Source organism: Streptomyces sp. NPDC015032 (assembly GCF_043080425.1).
Classification (GTDB): Bacteria; Actinomycetota; Actinomycetes; order Streptomycetales; family Streptomycetaceae; genus Streptomyces.
The window spans coordinates 1-24,367 of the sequence record NZ_JBIBVN010000025.1 but is presented as its reverse complement, the minus strand read 5'-3'; the positions used below and the strand labels follow the sequence as shown (position 1 = coordinate 24,367).

Below are 24,367 nucleotides of genomic sequence, written 5' to 3'. Positions count from 1 at the left end.
CTCATCCGCCGACCCTCGCCCCTCCCCTGCCTTTAGACTCCTTCCGTGACAGCCCGCGGCCCGAGGGGCAAAATGGGGCCCGCTGTCGGCAAGGTGCGGTAACCAGGGAGGAAGCGTCGTCGTGAGCAGCAGGCCATCCCGAGGCACTGCTCGCCTCGCAGCCATACTCGATGCACTCCCCGACGGGCTGCTGCTCGTCAACTGCAACGGCACGGTCGTCAACGCCAACGCCATCGCCCTCGAAATGTTCGAGGCGCCGGGCACCGCACTCGTCGGGCGCGGGCTCCTCGACCTGGTGCCGGAATTCGACTCCAAGCTGATTCCGGGGTCGATGCGCCGTCCCGAGTCCGCCGACGACCGGGGCCGTACGAAGCCGACACGGATGACCGCGCGGCGGACCGACGGCACCGAGTACCCGGTCGAGGTCACCAGCGCCGGCCTGGAGGACGGGCAGGCCGCGTACAACGCCTTCCAGAGCAGCTACAACGGCAGTTACACGGGTGACGAGCTGCTGATGCTCGTCGTACGGGATCTGTCGGGCACCGTCGACACCGAGGCCGAACTGGCCCGTTCGCAGCGGCAGACCGAAATGATCCTGCGGGCCGCGGCCGAGGGCGTCGTCGGTACGGACACGGACGGCCGGGTCGTCCTGGTCAACCCCGCCGCCGCGCAGATCCTCGGCTTCCGCGCCAGCGACCTGGGCGGCCAGGAGCTGCATCCGCTGATCCTGCACTCGCGGGCGGAGGGCGAGCCGTTCCCGTACGAGGAGTCGCCGCTCGCCGACACCCTCAGGTCCGGCCGCAAGCACCGGGTGCGCGGGCAGGTGCTGTGGTCCAAGAGCGGTGCGCAGGTGCCGGTCGACCTGACCACCGCTCCGGTCCGGGACGGGGACCAGCTGGTCGGTGCGGTCATGACGTTCACCGACCGCAGGCCGTACGAGGAGCTCGGCGAGCAGCACCGGGCCGAGATCGCCGAACTGACCGCGAGCCATACCACCGAGGTCACCGCGCTGACGGAACGGCACAGCGCGGAACTGGCCGACCGGGCCGAGCGCTACACCGCCGAACTGGAGACTCAGGCCGAACAGCTGGCCGCGCTGACTGCCCGGCACGCCCAGCTCACCGCCGTCCTCGGCGAGTCGCTGCGCGGGCCGCTGGAGGAGCTGCGCGGCGAACTCTCCACGCTCGCCGCCGACCCGGCCGGCCAGCTGTGGCCGGAGGCCAACCAGATCCTGCACCACCTGGCCGCGGGTTACGCCCGGATGACCACGCTCGTCGACAACGTGCTCGGCTACCAGCGCCTGGACGCCGGCTCGGAAGACCTGGTCAAGGCAAACGTGCTGCTCGACTCGGTCGTGACGGCCGGCATCGACGCGTCCGTCGAGCTGATCGGTCCCGGGCGGGCGCAGTTCGCGGTGCACGCGCCGCCGATCGAGGCCGAGGTGGATGCGGCCCGGCTGGTGACCGCGCTCGCCCATCTGGTCGCGGATGTCGCCGGGGTCGACTCGACCGGCAAGGCCCGTATGGTGCCGGGCGGCGGCTACGTCGACTCGACGGTCGTCGTCGCGGCGGCGCAGCGCGGTGAGGTCGTACGGATCGAGGTGCGTGGACCGTACGCCGGGGGAGACCCGGTGCACGAGCCGATCGTGCGCGGGATCGTACGGGCGCACGGCGGTGTGCTCCAGACGCACGAGGTGCCGGGGATGAGCGGCAGCGCGTACGTGCTCGAACTGCCGTTGGGCGCGGGCTCGGGCACGGTGATGCCGTCGGCTCCCGAAGCGGAGCCCGAACCGGAGCCGGGGCCGGAGTCGGAGCCGGGGCCGGTGGCCGGTCAGGGTGGTCCGGGCGGTGGACGGCGGCGGGCGCGGCGGGCGTCCACGGACGCGTTCCTGGAGAGCCCTGTGGGCGGTTCCGGGCCGGGGGCCGGGTCGGGTTCCGGTGACAGTGACACGGCGGCGGCCGAGCCGACGGGGCGACGCCGGGCGCGTCGTGACCCCGCGGCACAGGACTCGCTGGAGACGCAGGGCGCGCACGACATGATTCCCGTCCAGCAGGGCGAGGGCTCGGGGCGCAGGCGGGGGCGGCCGAGCCCGGCCGAGACCGGTGCTCAGCACGCGCTTCCGGCTCAGCTGTCCCAGCTGCCCGAGCAGGGACAGGGACAAGGACAGGGGCCCCGGGAACCCGCTGCCGAGCAGCAGGGGACGGGGCAGGCACTGGCGCTGCCCGCGGCTTCCGCACCGTCCGAGGGGGCGGTGGTGACCGCTGCCGAGGGTGCGCAGGGTGGCGGTGGCCGTTCGCAGCGTGGTCAGACCGTGCCGCCCCAGGGGGTTCCGGCCGAGGCGCCGACGCAGGTGCCGACGGGTGGGCATCGGGCGCGCCAGGGCGGCGAGAACCAGTTGGCGCTGCCGGCTTCTTCCGCTGCTTCTCCCTCCGCCTCTCCTTCCGCGGCTTCTCCCTCTTCCTCTCCCACTCCCTCTCCCTCCGCTTCCGAGGGCCTCCCGCAGGCCGGGGACGGGGCCGCGCCCGCCGCGGCGCCCCAGCCGACCGGGCGGCGGGCGCGGCGGGCCCTGGCGGCGACGCAGGAGCGGTCCGCCCAGGCCGAGCCGGCCGGGCCCCGTACCCCGTTCGCCCTCCCGCCGGCGGATGCCGACCGGACCCCGTCCGCAGCCGCCGACGCGGACGCCTCGCTGCCCGGACGCCACGACGCCGTACGCACCGCACCGGACGAGGACCACACCCCGCCCCCGGCGCACCCCGTACCGACCGGGCGGCGCCGGGCGCGTCACGCCGACGCTGCCCAGCAGGCCGTGCGGGCCGACGGGCTGCCCGACAGCCACCCCGGCGAGCAGGCCGCCGGTCGGCCCGGCGCCCGGCCGGGCGGCGAGTCGGACTGGCCCGAGGCCGGACACACGACACACACCACCGGCACCACGGCCGTCGCAGGCGCCGCCGACGCCACCGGCACCGGCACCGGCACCGCGGAGAGCCGTCCCCGGAACACCGCGCCCGGACCGGATATGCGCAGGCAGCCGCTGCCCGCGGAGGCTCCGGTGCCCGGCGGCTCGTCGGACTCGACGCAGGGCCGCGCGTTCAGCGTGCGGACGCTCGGTCAGGGCGTGCCGTTCGCCCAGCACATCGCGCACCAGCAGAACCAGACGCTCGGCGGTGCCGGACGGCGCCGTAAGCTCGCCGCCCCGCCGGAGGACGAAAGCACCCCGCAGGCGGCACTGCCGCAGCCCGCGCCGGCCCAGTCCGCGCCGGCCCAGCCCACGCCGCCTGGCGCCGGGCAGGGCCCGAACCCGGGTTCGGGGCAGTTGCTCTCCGAGCCGGAGGCCGAAGGACGCGCGTACGCCATAGGGGCACCCGACGAGGGCGCCGAGGGGCCGGAGCCGCTGGACGGTCCGGGCGGCGCGGTCGAGGTCGCCAACCGTCCGTCGCCGCAGCCGGTCGACGACGAGCTGCCCCCGGAGCCACTGGACAACCCGCGGCGGCTGCTCGTCTGGCCCGCGCCCGACGTCTCCACCCAGCAGGCGCTGAGCGACCGCGGCTACCGGCCGGTGATCGTGCATTCGCGCGAGGAGGTCGACGCCCAGATCGCGGCGTTCCCCGCCGCGCTCTTCGTCGACCCGCTCACCGGCCCCATCACCCGCAAGGCGCTCCAGTCGCTGCGTCAGGCGGCGGTGGCGGCCGAGGTCCCGGTACTGGTGACGGCCGGTCTGGGGCAGGCGTCGCGGGAGGCGGCGTACGGCGCCGACCCGGCCGTCCTCCTCAAGGCGCTCGCCCCGCGCGACAGCGAACAGCATCCGCCGCGGGTGCTGTTGATCGAGGAGCACGAGGAGATCGCGCTGGCGCTGACGGAGACGTTGGAGCGCCGTGGCATGCAGGTCGCGCGGGCCTCCTCCGACAACGAGGCGGTGACGCTCGCCACCCGGATGCGGCCCAACCTGGTGGTGATGGACCTGATGCAGGTGCGCCGCCGCCGGACCGGGATCGTCGACTGGCTGCGTGCCAACGGCCAGTTGAACCGGACCCCACTGGTCGTCTACACATCCGCCGACATGACCGGGTCGGAGCTGCCGAAGCTCAGCTCGGGCGAGACCGTGCTCTTCCTGGCCGAGCGTTCCACCAGCGACGAGGTGCAGTCGCGCATCGTCGACCTGCTCGCGAAGATCGGCACGAACTGACCGGCGAACACGCGCGGATGACGACGAGGGCGGTACGGGAGATCCCGTACCGCCCTCGTCGTACTCCCCGACCGGGCCCGGTCAGAGCCGGGTGATGTCCAGCTCGCCGTCCGCGTACTGCTTGCGGATCACCTTCTTGTCGAACTTGCCGACGCTCGTCTTCGGCACCGTCGGAATGATCGTCCAGCGCTCCGGCAGCTGCCACTTGGCGATGCCGGACTCGGCGAGGAAGACCTTCAGCGCCTCGTAGTCGGGCAGGGCCCCGTCCTTGAGGACGACGGTGGCGAGCGGACGCTCGCCCCACTTCTCGTCCGGTACGGCGACGACCGCCGCCTCGGCCACCTCCGGGTGCGCCATGAGGGCGTTCTCCAGCTCGACACTGGAGATCCATTCGCCGCCGGACTTGATGACGTCCTTGGCCCGGTCGGTCAGGGTGAGGAATCCGTCGTCGCTGATCACACCGACGTCACCGGTCTTCAGCCAGCCGTCCTCGCTGAACTTGTCCCCGGGGCACAGGGCCTCGCCGTCCGCACCCCCGTAGTAGGCCCCGGCGATCCAGGGACCGCGCACCTCCAGCTCACCGGCCGACTCGTTGTCCCACGGCAGCAGCTCGCCGCCGGGGCCGACCAGGCGTGCCTCGACGCCGGCCGGGAAGCGGCCCTGGGTGACGCGGTAGGGCCACTCCTCCTCCCCGGTCACCCCGGTGGGCGGGTTGGCCATGGTGCCGAGCGGTGACGTCTCCGTCATGCCCCAGGCGTGACAGAGGCGGACGCCGAGCCTGTCGTACGCCTCCATGAGGGAGGGCGGACAGGCGGCGCCGCCGATGGTGACGCGGGCCATGGAGCTGAGGTCGCGCGGGCGGGCGGTGACCTCGGCGAGCAGCCCCTGCCAGATGGTGGGCACCGCGGCGGCGTGGGTCGGCCTCTCGCGCTCGATCATGTCGGCGAGCGGGACGGGCTGCAGGAACCGGTCCGGCATGAGCATGTTGATGCCGGACATGAACGTGGCGTGCGGCAGACCCCACGCGTTCACGTGGAACTGCGGGACGACCACCAGCGTGGTGTCCTTGTCGGTCAGGCCCATCGACTCGGCCATGTTGACCTGCATGGAGTGCAGGTAGATGGAGCGGTGGGAGTAGACGACGCCCTTGGGGTCGCCGGTGGTGCCGGAGGTGTAGCACATGGCGGCGGCCTGGCGTTCGTCGAGCTCGGGCCAGTCGTAGCCGGTCGGGCGGCCGGCGATCAGCTCCTCGTACTCGTGCACCCGCGCCGCCGCGCCGGCCAGGACGGAACGGTCGCCAGGCCCGGTGACGATCACGTGTTCGACCGACGTCAGATGAGGAAGGAGCGGCGCGAGCAGCGGCAGCAGGGAGCCGTTGACGATGAGGGCCTTGTCATCGGCATGGTTGACGATCCAGATCAGCTGCTCGGCGGGGAGGCGGAGGTTGAGGGTGTGGAGGACCGCGCCCATCGAGGGGATCGCGAGATACGCCTCGACGTGTTCGGCGTTGTTCCACATGAGGGTGCCGATGCGCTGGTCACCGTCGACACCGAGCTCGTCGCGCAGCGCGTTCGCCAGCTGTGTGGCCCGCCGGCCTATCTCGGCGAAACTGCGCCGCTGTGGCTCGGGCTCGCCGGTCCAGGTCGTGACCTGCGACTTCCCGTGAATGGTCATCCCGTGTTCGAGGATGCGGGTGACAGTCAGCGGTACGTCCTGCATGGTGCTCAGCACGGCGTCCTCCTGGTGGGCGCTACGCGGCAGTAGGGGTTCCGCCGATTCTGCTCACATACCATTCGGTATGTCACTACTCCGGGCGTACGAATCGGTTCCGATCGGCAACATCACACCGGCCGGCCACATCACTCCCACCGGCAACGTCGCACCCGCCGACGCCATCCCACCCACCGGCAACGTCCCACCCACCGGCCACATCGCACCCGCCGGCCACATCACACTCACCGGCAACATCGCACCTGCCGGTTCCATCATGCCCGCCCCGGCGCTGCGTCAGCGGACCGGAGCCAGCTCCGGATCCTCCCGGAGCTTGCCGAGCGCGCGTGACACCGCGCTCTTCACCGTGCCGACGGACACCCCGAGCACCTCGGCCGTCTGGGCCTCGCTCAGGTCCTCGTAGTACCGCAGGACCACCATCGCCCGCTGCCGGTCCGGAAGCTTCAGCACGGCGCGCCACATCGCGTCGTGCAGCGTCTGGTGCTCGGCCGGGTCGGGAGCCCCGGGGGCCTCCTGCTCGGGCAGTTCGTCGCAGGCGAACTCGTCGACCTTGCGCTTGCGCCACTGCGAGGTCCGGGTGTTCAGCAGTGCCCGGCGGACATAGCCGTCGAGCGCCCGGTGGTCCTCGATCCGTTCCCAGGCGACATACGTCTTGGCGAGCGCGGTCTGCAGCAGGTCCTCGGCGTCGCTCGGGTTCGCGGTGAGCGAGCGGGCGGCGCGCAGCAGTACGGGGCCCCGTGCCCGTACGAACGAGGAAAACGATGCGTATGGAGCGTATGGCGCGTACGGGGCATACGGAGCCCGTGAGGCGTACGCGGGGCGCGAGGCGAACGGCGCACTCGCCGCGTGCGTCCCCTGCGTCGCGGCCGAGCCGTGCGGGATGTGTCCGGTGATGGCAGCTCCCCCGGAGGTGCCCGTGCAGACTGGCGTGGTCATGGCTCCACGCTAGGAGCGGGCGCGGCCCCGGGGATCGGCCCCAGGTCCCGAAACGGCGTCCGTCTCAGGGTGTAGGGGTAGGGCCTGCTCCACCTCCTGAAGGTGGAGTCGTCGTCTTCAGGGCTCAGGGTCGGCCCCGGGGTCAGTCGTCCGCGCCCAGTATCAGCCCCGAGGTGGGCACGCCGGTGCCTGCCGTGACCAGGGTGCGGGCAGCCCCGGACAGTTGGTTCACCGACGAGCCCCGGATCTGCCGGACCGCCTCCGCGATGCCGTTCATCCCGTGCAGGTACGCCTCCCCCAGCTGGCCGCCGTGCGTGTTCAGGGGCAGCGCGTCGGCCGCGACGAAATCGGCCGCCTCGCCCTGTGCGCAGAAGCCGAACTCCTCCAGCTGCATCAGGACGAACGGAGTGAAGTGGTCGTAGAGGATGGCCACGTCGATGTCGGCGGGGGAGAGGCCGGAGTTCCGCCACAGCTGCCGGGCGACCACCTCCGTCTCCGGCAGCCCGGTGAGACCGTCGCGGTAGAAGCTGGTCATCTGCTCCTGCGCCCGCCCGGCCCCCTGGGCGGCGGCGACGATCACGGCGGGCGGCTGCGGCAGATCCCGGGCCCGTTCCGCACTGGTGACGACGACCGCCTGCCCGCCGTCGGTCTCCTGACAGCAGTCGAGCAGCCGCAGGGGGTCGACGATCCACCGCGACGCGGCATGGTCGGCCAGAGTGATCGGCTTCCCGTAGAAGTACGCCGCGGGATTCCGGGCGGCATGGCGGCGGTCCGTGACCGCGACATGGCCGAAGGCGTCCGGCGTCAGGTTGTACGCGTGCAGATAGCGCTGGGCGGCCATGGCGACCCAGGAGGCCGGTGTGAGCAGCCCGAAGGGGAGGTTCCAGCCGAGCGCCGTGCCCTCCGCGGTGGGTTCCCGCCGCTGCACCCCGGAGCCGAATCTGCGCCCGGAACGTTCGTTGAACGCGCGGTAGCAGACCACGACGTCCGCCACCCCGCTCGCCACGGCCAGGGCCGCCTGCTGCACGGTGGCGCAGGCCGCCCCGCCGCCGTAGTGGACGCGGGAGAAGAACGACAGCTCACCGATACCGGCTGCCTGGGCGACGGTGATCTCGGGGCTGGTGTCCATGGTGAAGGTGACCAGGCCGTCGACGTCGGCGGGCGTCAGTCCGGCGTCGTCGAGGGCGGCCCGCACCGCCTCGACGGCCAGTTTGAGCTCGCTGCGCCCGGAGTCCTTGGAGAACTCGGTCGCCCCGATCCCCACGACCGCCGCCCTGCCGCCGAGCGAGTCGGCCCTGCGCAGGCTCATGCCGCCCCCTCCGGAACGCCGACGGTCACGGTGCCGGTGACATGCCTGCCGAGACCGTTGGCCCCGACGACCTTCACCTCGACTGTCCCGTCCTCCCCTACGGCGGTGACCGTGCCGCTCAGGACCATGGTGTCTCCCGGGTAGTTGGGCGCGCCCAGCCTGATGGCGACCTTGCGGAGCACGGCCGACGGGCCGAAGCGGTCGGTGACATACCGGCCGACCAGTCCGTTGGTCGTCAGGATGTTCATGAAGATGTCCGGGGAGCCCTTCTCCCGGGCGAGTTCCGCGTCGTGGTGCACGTCCTGGTAGTCGCGGGAGGCGATGGCGCCCGCCACGATCAGGGTGCGGGTCACCGCGATCTCCAGCGGCGCCAGCTCCTCACCGACCTTCACTCCGGTCCCTCCTTCACCAGTGACTGGCCGAGCTCCTGAAGCACTTCGCTGCCGCATCCCAGGTAGGCGTCGAGCTGACGGCCCCAGAGGAAGTGGCGGTGTACGGGGTGGTCGAGGTCCGCGCCCGTTCCGCCGTGCAGATGCTGTCCGGCGTGCACCACCCGCTTTCCGGCCTCCGAGGCCCACCAGGCGGCGGTCAGCGCCTGCGGTCCGTACGGCAGTCCCGTGTCGTACCGCCAGGCCGCCTCGTACGCGGTGACCCGGATCGCCTCGGTGTCCATATGGGCGTCGGCGGCGCGCAGCAGTACCGCCTGCTTGGTGGAGAGCGGGCGCCCGAACTGCTCCCGGGTATTGGTGTGGGCGACGGCACGGGCGAGCGAACCGGCGCACACCCCGGCCTGCAGTCCGGCGAACGCGGTCCGGCTCGCAGCCAGCACCGCCTCGTACGCCCCGACGTGCCCGAAGCGCGGCTCCCTGTGCGCTCCGGCGCCCCCGATGTCCGTACGCCGTTCTTCGCGCCCCCCTTCACCACCGAGCTGCTCCCCGGTCGCCCTTTCACCACCGAGCCGCTCCCCGCGCGCCCCGTCCAGGACGAGCCGCGCGGCCGACCACGGCGCCGTGGTCCCGACCGGCTCCGTCCCCACACCCGGATCACCGGTCCGCACGATCCACAGCCCCCGGTCCGAGTCGGCGACGAGGACGAGGGACGCGTCCCGCAGCCACGGCACGTACGGCACGCTGCCGCTCAGCCGTCCCTCACCGTCCGCCCGCATCCCCCCTCGTGCCGGGAACGCCCCGGTGGCGACGGCCGTACCGTCCCGCAGCGGGGGCAGCAGCCGCTCCCGCTGTTCGTCGGTGCCGTGCGCGGCAACGGCGAGCAGACCGTACACACAGCTCGCCGCGAACGGCACCTGCGCCGTCGTCCGGCCCTGCTCCTCCAGCAGGAGCACCAGGCCCAGCAGCCCGATCTCCTCGACCGCCGCGGTCAGCCCGGCCGCACAGAGTTCCTTCCACAGCTCGGCGTCCGTCCCCGTGCCGGCCGCGGCCAGGCGCTCGTGCGTCGACAGATCCCCGAAGATCCGCGCGGCCAGCCCCTGCGCCGCGGTCTGTTCCTCAGTGGGTGCGAAGTCCATGTCAGCCCTCGCCTCCCCGGAAGACCGGAAGCTCCAGCTCCGGGTCCGTACGGAGGAATTCCAGCCGTACCGGCATGCCCGCCCGCACCTTGTCGTACGGCACCCCGATCACATTGCTGACCATCCGCACCCCTTCTGCCAGCTCTATCAGCGCCACCGCGTACGGACCGCCCCCGTCCGGGGCCCCGAAGGCGGGAAAGGACGGGTGGTGCATCACCACATGACTGAAGACGGTGCCCTCGCCACTCGCCTCGACCGTGTCCCATTCCTGGCTGCCGCACGCATTGCAGCCGGGCAGCCAGGGAAAGCGCAGCGCCGCGCACCCGCCGCACCGCTGGATCAGCAGCCTGTGCTCGGCAACGCCCTGCCAGAACCCGGCGTTGTCCCGGTTGATCACCGGCCTCGGGCGCAGGCTCCGGCCGCCGGGCCGCACCGCCCGCTTCACCGCCGCGGGCGCGTACTTGAGGATCCGGAAGCGGTGCGTCCCGGCGCGCTCCCCCTCCGCCCGGACATCCATCCGGGTCGTCACGAAGTAGCCCGTCCCCAGCTTGGTCGTCTTGCGCTCCGAGACGGACTCGATCACCGCGTCGAACGTGATCCGGTCGCCCGGCCGCAGCGGCCGCAGGTACTCCTGCTCGCAGTCGGTCGCGACCACCGAGGTGCAGCCCGCGCCGTCGAGCAGCCCGAACAACTCCTCGTACGCCTCGGAGCGTTCGGTGTGCCCGGACAGACCGCCCATCGTCCATGCCTGCAGCATCGTCGCCGGAGCGATCGCGTCCGGTCCCGTGTAGGCGGGACCGGTGTCACCCATCGCCTCGCACCAGTGCCTGATCATCGGCTCGTTGACCGGATCCTTGCCGACGCCCGCGGTCGCGGCGGGCCGCCCCTCGAACTCCTTGAGGCGCTCATACAACTCATCGCGCTCTTCCCGTTCTCCCCGTTCTCCCCGTTCTCCCCGTTCTCCCCGCGTTTCCGGTCCTTCCCGCGTTTCCGGTCCTTCCCGTCCCTCCCGTGCCTCCCGTCCCTCCCGTGTCTCCCGTCCCTCCCGTGCCTTCTGCTCCTTCTGTTCCTTCTGCGCTCCCCGGCCCTCCTGCGCCCCTCGACCCTCCTGCTCTTCCCGCCCTTCCCGCGCGCCCGTCACCGCTTGCCCCTCTTCATCCCGAGCCGCATGGTCGCGACGATCTCCCGCTGCACCTCGCTCACTCCGCCCCCAAAGGTGTTGATCTGCGCCGCCCTGTTCATCCGCTCCAGCTCCCCGTCCCCGAAGGAGCCGGACGAACCGCCCCGGATCGTCCCGGCCTCACCCGTGATCTCCTGGCAGATCCGGTACACCTCGACGGCACTCTCGGTTCCTACGAACTTCACGCCGCTCGCCTCGCCGGGTGCCAGCGCACCCGCGCCGACATCCCCCACCAGGCGCCAGTTGAGCAGGCGCGTCGCCGCCAGCCGGGCGTACGCCTCGGCCAGCCGGCTCCGCACCCAGGGCTCGTCGACCGGGCGCCGGCCCGTGACCGGGTCGGGGGTGCGAGCGAAGGCGAGTGCCGACTCGTAGAAGTCCTCGGCCTGCATTCCGATGGCGGCGAGAGCCACCCGCTCATGGTTCAACTGGTTGGTGATCAGCCCCCAACCGCCGTTCTCCGCACCGACCAGGCGGGTGACGGGCACCCGTATCGCGTCGTAGTACGTGGACGTCGTGGTCAGCCCGCCCACGGTCTCGATCGGCGTCCAGGAGAACCCGGGGGCGTCCGTCGGAACCAGAATGATCGAGATGCCCTGGTGCTTGGGCGCGTCCGGGTCCGTACGGCAGGCCAGCCAGATCCAGTCCGCGTTCTGCGCGTTGCTGGTGAAGATCTTCTGCCCGTCGATCACCCAGGAGTCGCCGTCCCGCACGGCCCTGGTGCGCAGCGCCGCGAGGTCCGTACCGGCCTCCGGCTCGCTGTACCCGATGGCGAAGACGAGATCGCCACTGAGGATCCTGGGCAGGAAGTACGCCTTCTGCTCGTCGGTCCCGTATTTCATCAGTGTCGGTCCGACGGTGTTGAGGGTGACCATCGAGACGGGCGCACCCGCCCGGTATGCCTCGTCGAAGAAGACGAACTGCTCGTCGGCTCCGCGGCCCTGACCGCCGTATTCGACGGGCCAGCCGAGCCCGAGCATGCCATCGGCACCGATACGGCACAGCAGTTGCCGCTGGCCGGCCGGGTCCTCGGCCCCGGGCGGCCCCGTCCTCTCCTCCCCCCTCGGCATCACCTTGCGGAAGTACGTACGGAGTTCGGCGCGCAGCTGTTGCTGTCGCTCCGTCTGGGCGAGGTGCACGGCGGCTGCCTCCCGGACACGGGCGTACGGACATGGGCGTACGGACACGGATACGGACGCGGATACGGATACGGACGCGGGTTCAAGGTTTCTGACTGTCCGTCAGATCTGTATGTGCTGTCAAGGTCGACGACAACCCGGCACGACCACCGGCACCACGCGAAGCGGCCTGCGCACGGGCACCGAAGTACCCTCGCGCAGGCCGCTGTTCAACCAGCCGTGGCCCGGCCCCCTCGACCGGCCCATGACCGGCCCGACTCACCAGAGCTTGGTGAAGTTCACGGCGAGATCCTCGTTGTGCTGATCGATGACGGTGAACGCGGAGCCGTTCACCTGGGCGGAGTTGCTCTGGTTCGACGCTCCGGAACTGACGGCCTGCTGCTGCGACGTGGACGAATTAACGGAGTTGATGCCGCCGACGCCGCTGTCAGCGACCGTGGCAACAGCCGCGTTCGATCCGTCGTTCGCGAACGAGCCGTTGTCGGCCTGGGCCACACCACCGAAGAGAGCGGCGGCGAGAGGCAGGGCTGCGACAGCGGCGAGGGCACGAGCGGTGCGGATGCTTGCCATGTCAATTCCTCCAGGAACCGAAAGTACGGCTTGTTCCGGAGCAGCTGGCCGACCGCCCCGGCTTGGTCACGACGTCGCGACACCGGAGCTGCCCGCCGATTCCCCGGCGAACCACGGGGCGACCCGATTCCCCCGCAAGCGTGAGGACCGTCCGGCAAACCCTCTCGCGCCCCCAAAAACCCAGCGAACAGCACAACGGCCCCCGACCGTCATGCCTGGTCGGAGGCCGTTCACCTGCGCGGTGGGTGTGGGATTTGAACCCACGGTGACTCGCGCCACGACGGTTTTCAAGACCGTTCCCTTAGGCCGCTCGGGCAACCCACCCTGGCCCCGGCCCACCTGGGACGGAGCGGGTACAGCGTACCGGCCTCACGCCTTGCGCGGGGCCATGGTCCACACGGGGTCCACTGACTCCGTTCCCTCGTCCAATCAGCTCCGAGCCGCGCCCCAGTGCGGGACTCCGACGTCGAACCCGGCCCCACCCCGCCATCACCACTGTCCGCACGCTGCCCTGCCGCCCTACGCAGGACAGCGGCCACGGACTGCCGACGATCTCAGGCAAGGGCTGCTTCGGCACACATGTCCCGCAACCCTCGCCCTCTGCGTAGGTTGACTCTCAAGAGGGGATACCGCGCAGCCGCAGCAAAGTCCCCACTGTTCGGCCGGGATCGGCACAAGCTCATCTCAGCCGCTGACCAGTCTCGCCGTGGGGTCGATTGCAATGACTCCCCAATCCACGTCAATAACCTCAAGGAAACTACCGCAGATACTCCTCCAGCAATTCAATATCTCGCGCATCTTTTTTGCGATCCATCCCACCTTCCCTGAATCTAATTTTCCACTCAAGTACCCTCTTCAGGGGCATGAAATTGATTCCCTCAATCGTTTCAGCCTCCAGAATCAGGGAATCGACAGGATGGCCGAACCATCCATCCAAGACCTCGATGGCTCCACCGAACAAAACTATGCGCTGCACATATCCCAGCGGAGCCGGCTCCGGCTGCCCCAATTTTAAGGCCATTCCCCACACAATTCTGCCGGCCACAACATCAACGTCCCCAATTTCCTTTCTAAGGCCGTGCGCGAACATAGCCCCACTTCCAGCGATCACGTAGCCATCCGCTGGAAGCCCCAGCATAATAAGTTCCCGAAAGAAAGGATGCTCGCGCAACATCTAGGCTCCCTAGAAAGGCGACAGGCCGAGCCCCAGCCTAGTGATGATGGACAGCCCAAGGGCGGCCGCCACGCTGACAAGGGTTCCGATCAGATAGTAGTCCCCAATCAGTCGCCCACCCTCCCTCACCTCTGGGGCGCGCGCAAAAGACTTTGCGGTAACCACCAAAGCAGCCGCTTCCGGACTCCCCGAGACAAGAAAGGAGAAGAGAATAAGCCTCTCAATCCAGCCAACATGAGATCCAACTTCAACGAATTTTCTCACACTCGCCGGGAGTCGCCCACCCGCGATTTCGACGTCGATCTTCTTGATGAGGGGATCAACAGCAATGGAAATCAGGAATTGAAATCCGAAAACAGCCAACAACAAACCTGATGCAGTAATCACGAATCGATCATCATTAGTCACTATTTCATGCAAGCGATCCAATCCGGCGTCCCAACCGATATAAGTCAAGAGGAAGGTTGACGCCGCCACCCCGGCGACTGCCACGTACCGCACGGGAGACATGGACGGAAGCCAGCCGAAACTTATCGATAGACTAGTCCACGGCCTATTAAAGACAGCACCAAAGACGGAAATCAGGGTGGCACCTAGCAATATGAGCCAGGCATGAGTACCCCGACTTTCGGGCAGTATAACTACGCCCCCATAAAGGAGAGTAAATAAAACTCCCCACCAGGGATCTTTCTTGAGCCAACCTAAGGCAGCAGGCACGGATACCGCCGAAAGTAAGCCGATGGATGTACGCCCCAACTCCACGGACAGTTCTCCCCCTCTGACCATGATGCGCTCGTCTGCGCTTCGCCACGGAGCGCACAGATTACTCGCTGCCAGTGGACAAGCTGGCCGGTTCAGTCATACGTGGCGCACCTCTAATCCGGCTGGATGGGGGGTGGATGAGACTCGGTCACTTTGGTCCACGCCTGGTCCACACGCAGTGAGCCAAGACGCAACAGCGCTGGATCAAGGTGAGACAGCACCATGCAGAAGGGGGTGCCCCTCAGTGGGAGACACCCCTTCTACACACCACATCCCCGACCCGCGGAGACGGTGGGACTCGAAACCCGCAGAACGCTTTAAGCCCCTACGGCTTTCAAGAGAGTGCTGTGGGAAGCGTCTTCACCGTGGCTGGCCTGCTCGTTCCCCACCCCCGGGGCTCCTCGCCTCCGATGGCGGTCCACACCTGGTCCACTGGGCCCGAAACGTAGGTTCTACCGCTGTGGTCCTTGGCAGACGAGTATGCCGCCGAGGCAGGTGACGCGGAAAACGCCCTCTGCCTGGATGGTCTCGTTGACCCGTTCCCGCGCGCGATCGATCGTCTCCCGGAACGGAACGCCCATCTTGTCGGCCCAGGCTTGGTACGAAGCCAAGTGCGCGACGACCGGTTCAGCGTCGGTCACCTCGATCACCCCGGGAAGGGGGATCGTGCGGATCTCCCCGAAGACCGTACCGAGGATCGCCGGCGCGTCCTCCAGGGTGAAGCGGGCGGACAGCTGCACTCGGGCCGGGCCCTCCTGGATGCCCAGCACATCGCCCGCGGCCTGGCGCCAAAGGTGCTCCAGTTCCCGCTTGTCGGTCTGACTGTTCGTGGAGACGATCGCGATGCCGCCGGGTGCAAGTGCGCGGCCCAGCTCCCGTACGGCCTGGGCCTGGTCCTCGACGTGGTACAGCATGTGCAGCGCAAGAACCGCGCCGAGGGCTCCATCCGCGATGGGCAACTGTTGGACGTCCGCGACGACTGCTCCGGGGATGGCGCCGAGGATGCCGTGAGAGACGTCCATGGGCAGCACGTTCAGGTCGGGACGGTCGTCCCGCACCCGGGCGACGAACTTCCCGTTACCGCAACCCACGTCCGCGACCGCACCGCGTATGCCGGCCAGTTCGTTCACGACGATGCCCGGAAGGTCGTGGCTCGGGGTCTGCCACTGGTAGAGGGACTGGCGCGCGGCCAAGTGCTGACCCGTGCCGTACGCCTTGGTGGAAAGAAGGCTGCGGTCAGTGACCAGATGATCATGCGTGGGCTGGGCGGTCATCGGGGCTCCGTGGGGCTGCTGGTCAGAGCAGGGCGGACGGTAACCTCGTGGATGTGCGCGCGGAGATCGACTGCCGACTGTGCGCCACGGTACGGCTCGCTTCCAAGGAGTGCGGCCAGATTGCGAAGCCTGATGGTGATGCTCGCCGTATATCCCTCAGCGGTGAACACCTCCGAGAGCTTCTCGCCGGCTCCCTCGACCTCGCCGCTCGCAAGGTAGGCCGTGGCCAGGTCCAGGTGGGAAGCTTGTAGATCGCCGGGGGAACGGTCGCCTTCCGGCCCGGCCTGGTACAGCTCCACGGCACGATTGGAAGCGCTTATGGCGTGCCGGATCTGCTCGTCGCCCCCAACTGCCAACAGGGTGGTACCGGCGTAGGCCCACTGCTTGGCCTCAGGGAACGAGAAGACCCCCGGCAACTCGTCGGGTCCCGCAGCACCCCGCGCCTCATGGGCCAATGCAAGTATCCGCAGCGCGCTGCGGTTGTCCCCTGCGGCTGCGCGTGCACGTGCCTCCAGGCTCAGCAGCCGGGCCTTGATCGTTCCTGTGCCGGGGCCTCGACCCTCGCTCAGCCCGACCTGCGCAAGGTGTCCTGCCCGCCGGTAGTCCCCCGCCCAGTAGGCGACCAGTGACTGGAACGACCGCGCCCATGCGCGTAGCTGTGAGTGCTCCGAGATCTCCGCGCACTGCACCACGGTGCGGGCATGAGTAGCCGCGGCAGAGCGGTCCCCCAGGTCAAGCGCCGCATGCGCCGCGAGCCCGGATAACCACCCCGCGACCATGTACAGGTGACGGGTCTGGCTGGGGTGCTGGCGGCCTTCCAGTAACTGGAACACTCCACCCTGAGCTTTGCGAATCTCCGGGATCAGAAAAGGCAGGGGCCGGCTGACGAAGCCCCGGGCAAGTCGTTCAACGTCAGCATCGAACTGCTCCAGTACGAGCGCGTTGACGTTGGTTTCCGCCGCGTGACGAGCGAGCCTGGCGGAGAGCTCCGTATCGGCGGCTAGGGATCGGGCATCACCGTCCGCCCCCGGTAGTCCGACGGAAAGCGGTTCGACTGCTGAGGCCGGCACCTCAGCCGGTTCGCGGGGCGTGACCGTCAGGCTGGGCAGCGTCTCCCAGGAGCGTCGAGCAAGTCCAAGCATGTGTCCGGGAATACGCAGTCCGTCCGAGATCCGTTCGATCACGTCCATGTGCAGCAACTGCCGCCGTCCGGCGATCACATCGCCCACTCGGCTCGGGGTCAGGTCGCAGCGGCGCGCGATCATCGACGGATAGATACCGGCTCGTGCCTTGACCAGTTGGAAGATGCGGCCGAAGTCTCTGGCCTGGCATGCCTCGATCGTCACTGGGTCCGTGAGCAGGCTGACCGGGAGTTCCTTCGAGCGGGATGGATCGGGCATCGGGCACGCTCCGGCATGAGGATTACGGATCGCTGCACTTGGTCAACCAAGGGTGATGTTACCCACGTTGGGTAATCCGCTTGGCCTTTCTGGCCGGGCCCGTGGATCGCGATGCTCCTGGCCATGGCGAACGAACAGGACGACGTACGGATGACGTTGCAGGTCTCCCGCGACTCCGGCCAGACGTGGGGGTCTCTCACCGAGGTACGCGTGGGCGAGGACCCGGTCGTTCCCGAGAACCCGGGCCGCTTCCCGCCGTGCGTCTGCCCCCGGTGCTCGCAGCAGGAACGGAATGCCGTCGCGTCCTTCCGGACGGTGTCGTGATGCGGTGCGCGCACTGGCGCCGGGTGCCTTGCGCCCTGGCACGGGAAGCGCGGGAGAAGTCGGCCGCCCCGTACGTCGACAGGGCGGTGCAGTGCCAGCTGTCCGCGCACGACGAAGGTGACCACTTCGGTCTCCTCACCGACGCCGGCGCGTACGGGACCGCGCTGTGGCTCCGCTGGCACGGGACGGACGAGGCGGAACTTGCCGTACTGCCGGACTGCCCGGTGGCCGCCCCAGGTCCTGACGGTGAGGGCTGCTGTCTGTTCGCCGACCACGCCAAGCAGCACACCTGGGAAGACGCCCTGGAGGAGGTCTCGTGCACCAGCTGATCGCGAGCCCGTACAACGGAACGTTCCTGATCGCCCGCCCCGGTGCCAAGGGCGGTATGCGCATCCCCCGGACGCTGTACGAGGAGCTGGCCTCGACCGCCGGGAGCAGCCGGCCTCTGCCGGTCTGGCTCCTCGACCACGCCCGCACGGCCTGGGGCCTGGACCTGGCGGACACGGTGATGCGGGACACCGTTCTCGTACGCTCCGAGACCGGCCTCGGCTACGGCCGGGCCACGTACGAGATCAACAAGGGCTGCAACTTCGACTGCGAGCACTGCTACCTCGCGGAGCGGAAGTTCGAGGGGCTGCCCTGGCCTGACAAGGTCCGGCTCCTGCACCTGCTGCGGGACGCCGGGGTGCTGTGGCTCCAGTTCACGGGCGGCGAGCCGCTGATCGACCGGGACTTCGTGGACGCGTACACGCTCGCCCACCGCTCCGGGATGCTGATCGAGATCCTGACCAACGGCTCCCGGCTCCACCGACCCGAGATCATCGGCCTGTTGCGCGAGCTGCCGCCGCACAAGGTGACCGTCTCCCTCTACGGGGCGACCCCGGACAGCTTCGACTCGCTCACCCGCAAGCCGGGAGCGTTCAAGCTGGTCGAGAAGGGGCTCGTCGCGGCGCGCGAGGCCGGCATCGCGCTGGAACTGGCGCTGATCATCACTCGGCACAACGCCCACGAGCTGGACGCCATGCGGGCCCTCACCGAGCGGTACGGGGCGGGCCGCCAGGAGTACGGCACGATCTCCCCCACGTACACGGGGACCCCCGAGCCCTTGGCCGCGCAGGCCCCCGGCTTCCTGGACAAAACCAGCGTCTTCAAAGGCTGCCCCGCCGGCCACACCTTCTTCCACGTCGACCCGCACGGCCTCGCGACCATGTGCAAGGTCGGCCGCGAGAACCCCGTCGACCTCATGACCGAGGGCCTGGACGGACTGCTCCGTCTGCCCGGCATCGCCGATGCCCAGATGCTTCGCACCGATGGCTGCGGCGGCTGTCAGCTCTCCGGCACCTGCCGGGTCTGCCGACCGCTCGCCAAGGCGTACCAGGAGGCGAAGGCACCACTGAACACCTACTGCCAACACGGAAGCGAGGAAGTGTCATGACCGCTGTCATGGTAGAGATCAGCCCCCGGCCGCCGGCCCCGGAGGAGCACGAGGGGGTCATCCTCCTGGACGACCTGGAGGTACTGACCGAAGGCGCCATCCCCGGCTGCAACGACGACAACCCGTACCGGTAGACAACCGGCCGCACAGAACCGCGGGGGCTTCCGGACGTTCTTCCGTCCGGAGCCCCCCGCACCACTACCCCCCTGGAAGAGTGAAGCCCCATGGCGACCACCCGCATCGGCCTCGACCAACTGCCGCCCGCCGCCCGTATCGCCATCGAGGAGTACACCGGCCCCCTCCTCACGGTCGAGGAAACGGCCGAGGGTTTCAACAGCGAGATCGCGGCCCGCGTCACCTCCGCCACGGGCACCTGGCACATCAAGGGTCTACGCACCGACCACCCCCGCGCCTGGACCCAGCACCGGGAAGCCTCGGTCGCCCCCTTCCTCGGCGGCCTGGCCCCCGCCCTCCGCTGGCGCGTCGAGACCGCCGGCTGGGACCTCCTCGGCTTCGAAGCCCTCACCGGCCACCACGCCGACTACGCCCCCGGCTCCCCCGACCTCCCCGAAGTCGCCGCCCTCCTGCGCCGCCTCGGCGAGACCCCCTGCCCCGGCATCGAACTCCGCCTCGCCGAACAGCGCCTGGAGCGCTACGTCGCCCACCCGGACGACCTCCGCTTCTTCGCCGGACCCCACCTCCTCCACACCGACCTGAACAACGCCAACGTCCTCGTCGACGACCACGCCCCGGCGGGCGACCGGGCCCGCCTGGTCGACTGGGCCTGGGCCACCCGCGGAGCGGCCTGGCTCGACGTCGGCTACTGGGTCGTCTGGCTCATCGCCACCGGCCACACCCCCGCATCCGCCGAGCGCTGGGCCGCCGAGATCCCCTCCTGGCACACCGCCCCCGCCGAAGGCATCACCGCCTTCGCCGCCGCCAACGCCAACGTCTGGTCCGAGATCAGCACCGCCGACCCCGACCCGTGGACCCTCCGCCTCTCGAATGCCGCCAACGCCTGGCACGCGCACCGCAAGGCTGGTTGAACCGAACCCTCCACGCGGGTAAGCCGAGCGAGCGGCCAGCCGGAGCGGCTTTGGCCGGTGTCCTCTTCGAGTTGGGGTCGGGCATGTTCAGGGGGCCGTACGCTGGCCCGGCAACTCGGGCAGGCTTTGCCCCTGCCCGGAATTTGAACGAGTGGCCCCCTGGACTTGCCCGACGCGGGCCCCGGCCCGAACAAGTGGGTAAAGCCGTGGAGGCCGACCGCCCCAGCCACAGCTGGTTGAACGGCAATCCGCGGTGACCGGCGCGGACCTGACATGCACCCCGCTCCTGCTGGCCGTGCCCACCGTGGGGCGGCTGTCGGGGTTCTTCACGGGCCCTCGACTGGATCGAACGCAAGTCCGTGGACATCTCTGCCTTGAACACGCCAGCCGTCGTCCGGTCCGCCCTGGATGCGCTGGCCCGCAAGATGGACGGCACCGCTGCGGCGGACAACACGGTGAACTGCAAGGTGCCCGTTTTCAGCAACTGCCTTTGCTAGGCCGACGAGTTGGAACGCCTGCCGTCGCTTCCACTGGCCAAGGTGGACTGGACTCCGCCCGAGACGGACGACGAGATCGATTTCCGCTACGTGCCTGGCCCGGCTCTCGCCAGGAAACTGATCGATGCCGTAGGAGCACAAGGTGATCGTGGGAAGCATCTCAAGGCGTTCTTCGGGTGCATCTACTACGCGGCAACCCGCCCCGGCGAGGCCGTGACGCTCCGGGCGTCCGACTTCACCCTGCCCGAGGAGGGCTGGGGCCAAGTCGTCCTGTCGTCCAGCTCGGCGCGTGTCGGCTCCGGCTGGACCGACTCGGGCGAGTCGTACGACTCCCGCAGCCTCAAGAAGCGCGCCCGCCGGGCCACCCGCGAGGTGCCCATCCCCCGGTCCTCGTCCGCCTGATCCGTGACCACATAAAGGAGTTCGGCACGGCCGAAGACGGACGACTCTTCCGAGCTGTCCGGAACGGCGGCCTGCTCAGCAAGGAGTACGGCGACACCTGGAAGGCCGCCCGGGAAGCCGTCCTCACCGAACAGGAAGCCAAGACGCCTCTCGCCGAGGTCCCGTACGGACTCCGTGCCGCCTGCATCTCCCTCTGGCTGGAGTCCGGCGTCTCCCCGGCCGAGGTCGCCCGCCGTGCCGGCCACAGCATCGCCGTGCCCTTCCGCTTCTACGCCAAGGCCCTCCACCGCAACCAGGACCACGCCAACCAGCAGATTGAGCACGCCCTCCGTACCGATGACAGGAACCAATGGGGCTATAAGTAGTAAACTACGCAAAAGGTCCACACCTTTGGGAATTTCGGTGTGCAGCAAGTTGACGACTTGTAAGCTCCGGATGCCAGAGGGGCCACTGTCACCTGTGGGCGGCACCTCGCAGCCAACCCAGCGAGCCCGGGACCGTCATGCGCATTTCAAAGTTTCGCATCGAGAACTTCAGAAGCCTCCGCGATGTTGAAATTTACATATCCAGGTTCGCATGCCTAATCGGCGAGAATAGCGCTGGAAAATCCTCCGTGGTCCAAGCACTGCACACCTTCCTTCAGGGGCCAAAGCTCTCGGATTCGGACTACTACGACACGTCTCACTCTGTACGCATTCACGCGACATTCTGCGACGTCAGTTCCTCAGACCTGGATCGCCTTGACTACGAGCACCGAAAAAGGATCGAGAAGTACGTAGTCGACGGACAGATGACCCTCGTCCGAGAGTATCCACACGACGGCAAGATGCAAGTAAAGATACTCACCCAGGTCCCGACAGAGGATCGCTTTACCAAGCCAGCCATGGAAGAGGTCATATCCGTCAGCGCGGGTGACCATCTGAAAGAGGCCGTCGCGTATCAGTACCCTGAATACCCGATCCCCGATAACGGGAGGGTCACCAAGGTTGCTTTTCGCAACTGGTTTGAGGAGTACTCGCAGGCCCTCCCCCCAGAGGCGATGAAAGACGGCGAGGTCCCTCTTCCCACGGGCATCGCGAGCTCGGCCACCCCTTTCCTCCCTGACGTAATCTACATCCCGGCAGTGAAGGAACTCAGCGACGAACTAAAGACGAGCGAGAGCGCGACTTTCGGAAAGCTATTGACAATCCTCTTTGGACAGATCGAACCACAGCTCGGCAAAGTGGCACAGCTCTTTGACGATCTCCAAAGCGCACTCAACGTCACCGTTGATTCTGAGGGGATAGCAAGAGATGACCGGATGCCGGAAGTTCGTGCTGTAGAGGATGCGATTGAGCGAAATCTCAAGCAATCATTTCCTGGCGCATCAGTGGCCATATCGGTACCCCCTCCCACTCTACGCAGTCTGCTGTCGGGCGCTTCCATCTCTATCGATGATGGCGTAAGCGGCCACTTCAACACAAAGGGAGACGGACTCAAGCGCTCAGTCACGTTTGCCATTCTTCGAGCTTATGTGGAACTCCGGTCTGAAAAACATGATCAGGCGGAGGCGCGGCCGTGCCTGCTCCTATTCGAAGAGCCCGAGGTCTTCCTGCACCCCAGAGCTCAGCGGCAACTCTTCGATGCCCTGAAGATCTTCTCCGAGTACAACGACGTGCTCGTGACGACCCATTCATCGCAGTTCTATTCGGCACACGCCACTGGAACCTTCGTGAAGCTGGTCAAGGATCAGACACAATCCCCGCCGGCAGGTCAGGCGCTATCCATCGATCTAACCAATATGGACGCTCGCGATCAGTTCCAAATCATCACCCAGGAAAACAACGACGCAGCATTCTTCTGCGACGCAGTCCTCCTCGTAGAGGGTGACAGCGATCAGATCCTGATTCCCCATATTGCACGCACGCTCAGCCCAGAGTGGGACTTCGATAAGCGCGGCGTGGCAGTCGCCAAAGTAGGCGGTAAGGGCAGCATTGAGCGATACCGGAAGTTCTTTGAAGCATTCGGGGTGACCGTCTTCGCTCTGACGGATCTGGATTCGCTACTGAAGAGCTTCAACAAACTCGGTGCGAGCGCAGAATCCGCCGCCCTTCGCCAGTCCGTTATGGATAAGCTTCACCAGTTCGCCAAACCAGATTTTTCAGACGACGCAAAGATCAAAAGCGACCACCTTCGAGCTCTCCAGAAGTCGCCGGACATAAAGTCCGTCTGGGAGAGCGTCACCCAGAGAGCAGAGGACCATAAGAACGGTCTCTGCGAGTGGGATGACCTCGCTAAGGAGGTGGAGATCTTCTTCTCTCACGCGAACTCGCAAAAGCGGCTTGATGAGCTAGCAGCAGCCGATCCTCCCGAACTACTCGAAGCTAAGATGAGGCTGGCTGACAGCCTTCGCGCAGAAGGCATCTTCGTGCTACAAAAGGGTGCGATCGAAAGCTACTACCCAGACTCTATTAAGGGTGAAAAGATTGCGAAGGCGCAGTCTTTCTGCGACACCTACACGACCGCGGACGAACTCAGAAAACTAGATTCATTTGCCGGGGATCCTGAATGCGAGTTCGACTTGATATTCAAGAGAATATTCGGTTGAACATAGGATCAATCGTTCGGTCTCTGCCCGCGGCCGTGCTTGCCTCCTGAGGATTGGCCCTAAATAGTCATGGAGTTGCCTCAGGTATAACGGGCCGCCGTACGGCCCGCTGGTCTACCCAGTGAGGCCGAGTTGTGCGTCCCTGCAATGCCAAGCATGGCGGGGTGGACGCGGGCAAAGACATGTGCGGTGCAGGTGCGGACTTACTCGTGGAACTTGTTGTGCCCCTGCGCGCCTACGCCCACTCGGGCAGGGCCCAGCCCTCGCGCCGGCAGTGAAGCATGACGAGCCTGGCGCCGTCGGTGATCGTGAGTGTCTTGCCAGCGGCATCCTTGGTGCCGGAACCCTCGCACGCCTCGCAGTCGTTGCGGCGCGGTTACGTGGCGCCTCTTGGTCCACGCCTGGTCCACACACGGTGATCCAAAGCGGCACACGGGCGGTTCAGGGTGAGACAGGCCCCATGACGAAGGGGTGCCCCTGGTCGGGACACCCCTTCTGATCAGTACCTTCTCTGACCTGCTGCGGTGGGTGTGGGATTTGAACCCACGGTGACTCGCGCCACGACGGTTTTCAAGACCGTTCCCATAGCCTCGATCGTTCATGAGCCCTCGTCGGTTCGCTGACGGGGGCTCCGTGCTTGCGAGGTGCGGAATTTCGTGGCTGGGGCAGGTTGGCGGCCCGGCTGTCACGTCGGGTGGGCGCCGGGGTTCCACGGCTCCGGGATGTTGCTGAGGCTCGTCGGGACGGTCGGAGTTGCTGGTCAGCCGGGGTTCGGCAGGGCTACGAGTCGCTGGATCGCGCGGTGATCACATCCGTCCAGGGCCACCGGGCGGTGAAGCGGAGCCAGCGGCGGCGGCCGGTGGTGACCAGCTGGGCGGCGGAGAACAGCCGCAGGC

General features: G+C 68.1%; 21 protein-coding genes and 2 tRNA genes. 9 read left to right on the top strand and 14 right to left on the bottom strand.

Annotation, left to right across the window (positions count from 1 at the left end; genetic code table 11):
* The first annotated feature begins 121 nt into the window (after positions 1 to 121).
* Complete coding sequence (locus tag ACF08M_RS28445; protein ID WP_392188119.1) at positions 122 to 4,183, top strand: PAS domain-containing protein; 4,062 nt, start codon at positions 122 to 124, stop codon at positions 4,181 to 4,183.
* 81 nt (positions 4,184 to 4,264) lie between these two features.
* Here ACF08M_RS28445 and ACF08M_RS28440 read toward each other — a convergent pair whose 3' ends face one another.
* The 13 genes from ACF08M_RS28440 to ACF08M_RS28380 all read right to left on the bottom strand — a co-directional run bounded on the left by ACF08M_RS28440 (position 4,265) and on the right by ACF08M_RS28380 (position 17,180).
* Positions 4,265 to 5,914: a long-chain fatty acid--CoA ligase gene (locus ACF08M_RS28440; protein ID WP_392188118.1), complete on the bottom strand. Its 1,650-nt coding sequence runs from the start codon at positions 5,912 to 5,914 to the stop codon at positions 4,265 to 4,267.
* A gap of 276 nt (positions 5,915 to 6,190) precedes the next feature.
* Positions 6,191 to 6,850, bottom strand: a complete 660-nt coding sequence (locus ACF08M_RS28435; RefSeq protein ID WP_392188117.1) for a SigE family RNA polymerase sigma factor — start codon at positions 6,848 to 6,850, stop codon at positions 6,191 to 6,193.
* A gap of 142 nt (positions 6,851 to 6,992) precedes the next feature.
* Positions 6,993 to 8,159, bottom strand: a complete 1,167-nt coding sequence (locus tag ACF08M_RS28430) for a lipid-transfer protein (RefSeq protein ID WP_392188116.1) — start codon at positions 8,157 to 8,159, stop codon at positions 6,993 to 6,995.
* Positions 8,156 to 8,551, bottom strand: coding sequence for a MaoC family dehydratase (locus ACF08M_RS28425; protein ID WP_392188115.1), 396 nt, complete (start codon positions 8,549 to 8,551; stop codon positions 8,156 to 8,158). The genes ACF08M_RS28430 and ACF08M_RS28425 overlap by 4 nt, the downstream gene beginning before the upstream one ends.
* Entirely contained in the window at positions 8,548 to 9,684 is a 1,137-nt protein-coding gene (locus tag ACF08M_RS28420; RefSeq protein WP_392188114.1) for an acyl-CoA dehydrogenase family protein, read from the bottom strand. The genes ACF08M_RS28425 and ACF08M_RS28420 overlap by 4 nt, the downstream gene beginning before the upstream one ends.
* Before the next feature lies 1 nt (position 9,685).
* Positions 9,686 to 10,597: a bifunctional MaoC family dehydratase N-terminal/OB-fold nucleic acid binding domain-containing protein gene (locus ACF08M_RS28415; protein WP_392188113.1), complete on the bottom strand. Its 912-nt coding sequence runs from the start codon at positions 10,595 to 10,597 to the stop codon at positions 9,686 to 9,688.
* 224 nt (positions 10,598 to 10,821) lie between these two features.
* Positions 10,822 to 12,000, bottom strand: coding sequence for an acyl-CoA dehydrogenase family protein (locus tag ACF08M_RS28410; RefSeq protein ID WP_392188112.1), 1,179 nt, complete (start codon positions 11,998 to 12,000; stop codon positions 10,822 to 10,824).
* A gap of 258 nt (positions 12,001 to 12,258) precedes the next feature.
* Positions 12,259 to 12,570: a hypothetical protein gene (locus ACF08M_RS28405; RefSeq protein ID WP_392188111.1), complete on the bottom strand. Its 312-nt coding sequence runs from the start codon at positions 12,568 to 12,570 to the stop codon at positions 12,259 to 12,261.
* 239 nt (positions 12,571 to 12,809) lie between these two features.
* A tRNA-Ser gene (locus tag ACF08M_RS28400) sits at positions 12,810 to 12,894 on the bottom strand.
* Positions 12,895 to 13,327: 433 nt separating this feature from the next.
* Positions 13,328 to 13,744 carry a hypothetical protein gene (locus ACF08M_RS28395; RefSeq protein ID WP_392188110.1) on the bottom strand — a complete coding sequence of 139 codons (417 nt, stop codon included), beginning with the start codon at positions 13,742 to 13,744 and terminating at the stop codon, positions 13,328 to 13,330.
* 9 nt (positions 13,745 to 13,753) lie between these two features.
* Positions 13,754 to 14,236 (bottom strand): hypothetical protein, encoded by a 483-nt coding sequence (locus ACF08M_RS28390; RefSeq protein WP_392188109.1) that lies wholly within the window; start codon positions 14,234 to 14,236, stop codon positions 13,754 to 13,756.
* Between the two features lie 722 nt (positions 14,237 to 14,958).
* Positions 14,959 to 15,780: a class I SAM-dependent methyltransferase gene (locus ACF08M_RS28385; protein ID WP_392188108.1), complete on the bottom strand. Its 822-nt coding sequence runs from the start codon at positions 15,778 to 15,780 to the stop codon at positions 14,959 to 14,961.
* Positions 15,777 to 17,180 (bottom strand): XRE family transcriptional regulator, encoded by a 1,404-nt coding sequence (locus ACF08M_RS28380; RefSeq protein ID WP_392188107.1) that lies wholly within the window; start codon positions 17,178 to 17,180, stop codon positions 15,777 to 15,779. Before ACF08M_RS28380 ends, ACF08M_RS28385 begins: the two co-directional genes overlap by 4 nt.
* 123 nt (positions 17,181 to 17,303) lie before the next feature.
* On the opposite strand from ACF08M_RS28380, the gene ACF08M_RS28375 reads away from it, so the two are divergent.
* The 8 genes from ACF08M_RS28375 (at position 17,304) to ACF08M_RS28340 (ending at position 23,471) form a co-directional block, all read left to right on the top strand.
* Positions 17,304 to 17,504 (top strand): hypothetical protein, encoded by a 201-nt coding sequence (locus ACF08M_RS28375; RefSeq protein WP_392188106.1) that lies wholly within the window; start codon positions 17,304 to 17,306, stop codon positions 17,502 to 17,504.
* Complete coding sequence (locus ACF08M_RS28370) at positions 17,504 to 17,833, top strand: hypothetical protein (RefSeq protein ID WP_392188105.1); 330 nt, start codon at positions 17,504 to 17,506, stop codon at positions 17,831 to 17,833. The genes ACF08M_RS28375 and ACF08M_RS28370 overlap by 1 nt, the downstream gene beginning before the upstream one ends.
* Positions 17,821 to 18,939, top strand: coding sequence for a radical SAM protein (locus ACF08M_RS28365; RefSeq protein ID WP_392188104.1), 1,119 nt, complete (start codon positions 17,821 to 17,823; stop codon positions 18,937 to 18,939). Before ACF08M_RS28370 ends, ACF08M_RS28365 begins: the two co-directional genes overlap by 13 nt.
* Positions 18,936 to 19,073, top strand: coding sequence for a hypothetical protein (locus ACF08M_RS28360; protein ID WP_392188103.1), 138 nt, complete (start codon positions 18,936 to 18,938; stop codon positions 19,071 to 19,073). The genes ACF08M_RS28365 and ACF08M_RS28360 overlap by 4 nt, the downstream gene beginning before the upstream one ends.
* A gap of 90 nt (positions 19,074 to 19,163) precedes the next feature.
* Positions 19,164 to 19,985 (top strand): aminoglycoside phosphotransferase, encoded by an 822-nt coding sequence (locus ACF08M_RS28355; RefSeq protein WP_392188102.1) that lies wholly within the window; start codon positions 19,164 to 19,166, stop codon positions 19,983 to 19,985.
* A 359-nt stretch (positions 19,986 to 20,344) separates the two neighbouring features.
* Positions 20,345 to 20,482, top strand: coding sequence for a hypothetical protein (locus tag ACF08M_RS28350; protein ID WP_392188101.1), 138 nt, complete (start codon positions 20,345 to 20,347; stop codon positions 20,480 to 20,482).
* A 9-nt stretch (positions 20,483 to 20,491) separates the two neighbouring features.
* Positions 20,492 to 20,884: a hypothetical protein gene (locus ACF08M_RS28345; protein ID WP_392188100.1), complete on the top strand. Its 393-nt coding sequence runs from the start codon at positions 20,492 to 20,494 to the stop codon at positions 20,882 to 20,884.
* A 502-nt stretch (positions 20,885 to 21,386) separates the two neighbouring features.
* A complete protein-coding gene (locus tag ACF08M_RS28340; protein ID WP_392188099.1) occupies positions 21,387 to 23,471 on the top strand; it encodes an ATP-dependent endonuclease in 2,085 nt (694 codons plus the stop codon).
* A 525-nt stretch (positions 23,472 to 23,996) separates the two neighbouring features.
* On the opposite strand, the gene ACF08M_RS28335 is transcribed toward ACF08M_RS28340, so the two are convergent.
* Positions 23,997 to 24,101: transfer RNA gene (locus tag ACF08M_RS28335), tRNA-Ser, on the bottom strand.
* Positions 24,102 to 24,367 lie beyond the last annotated feature (266 nt).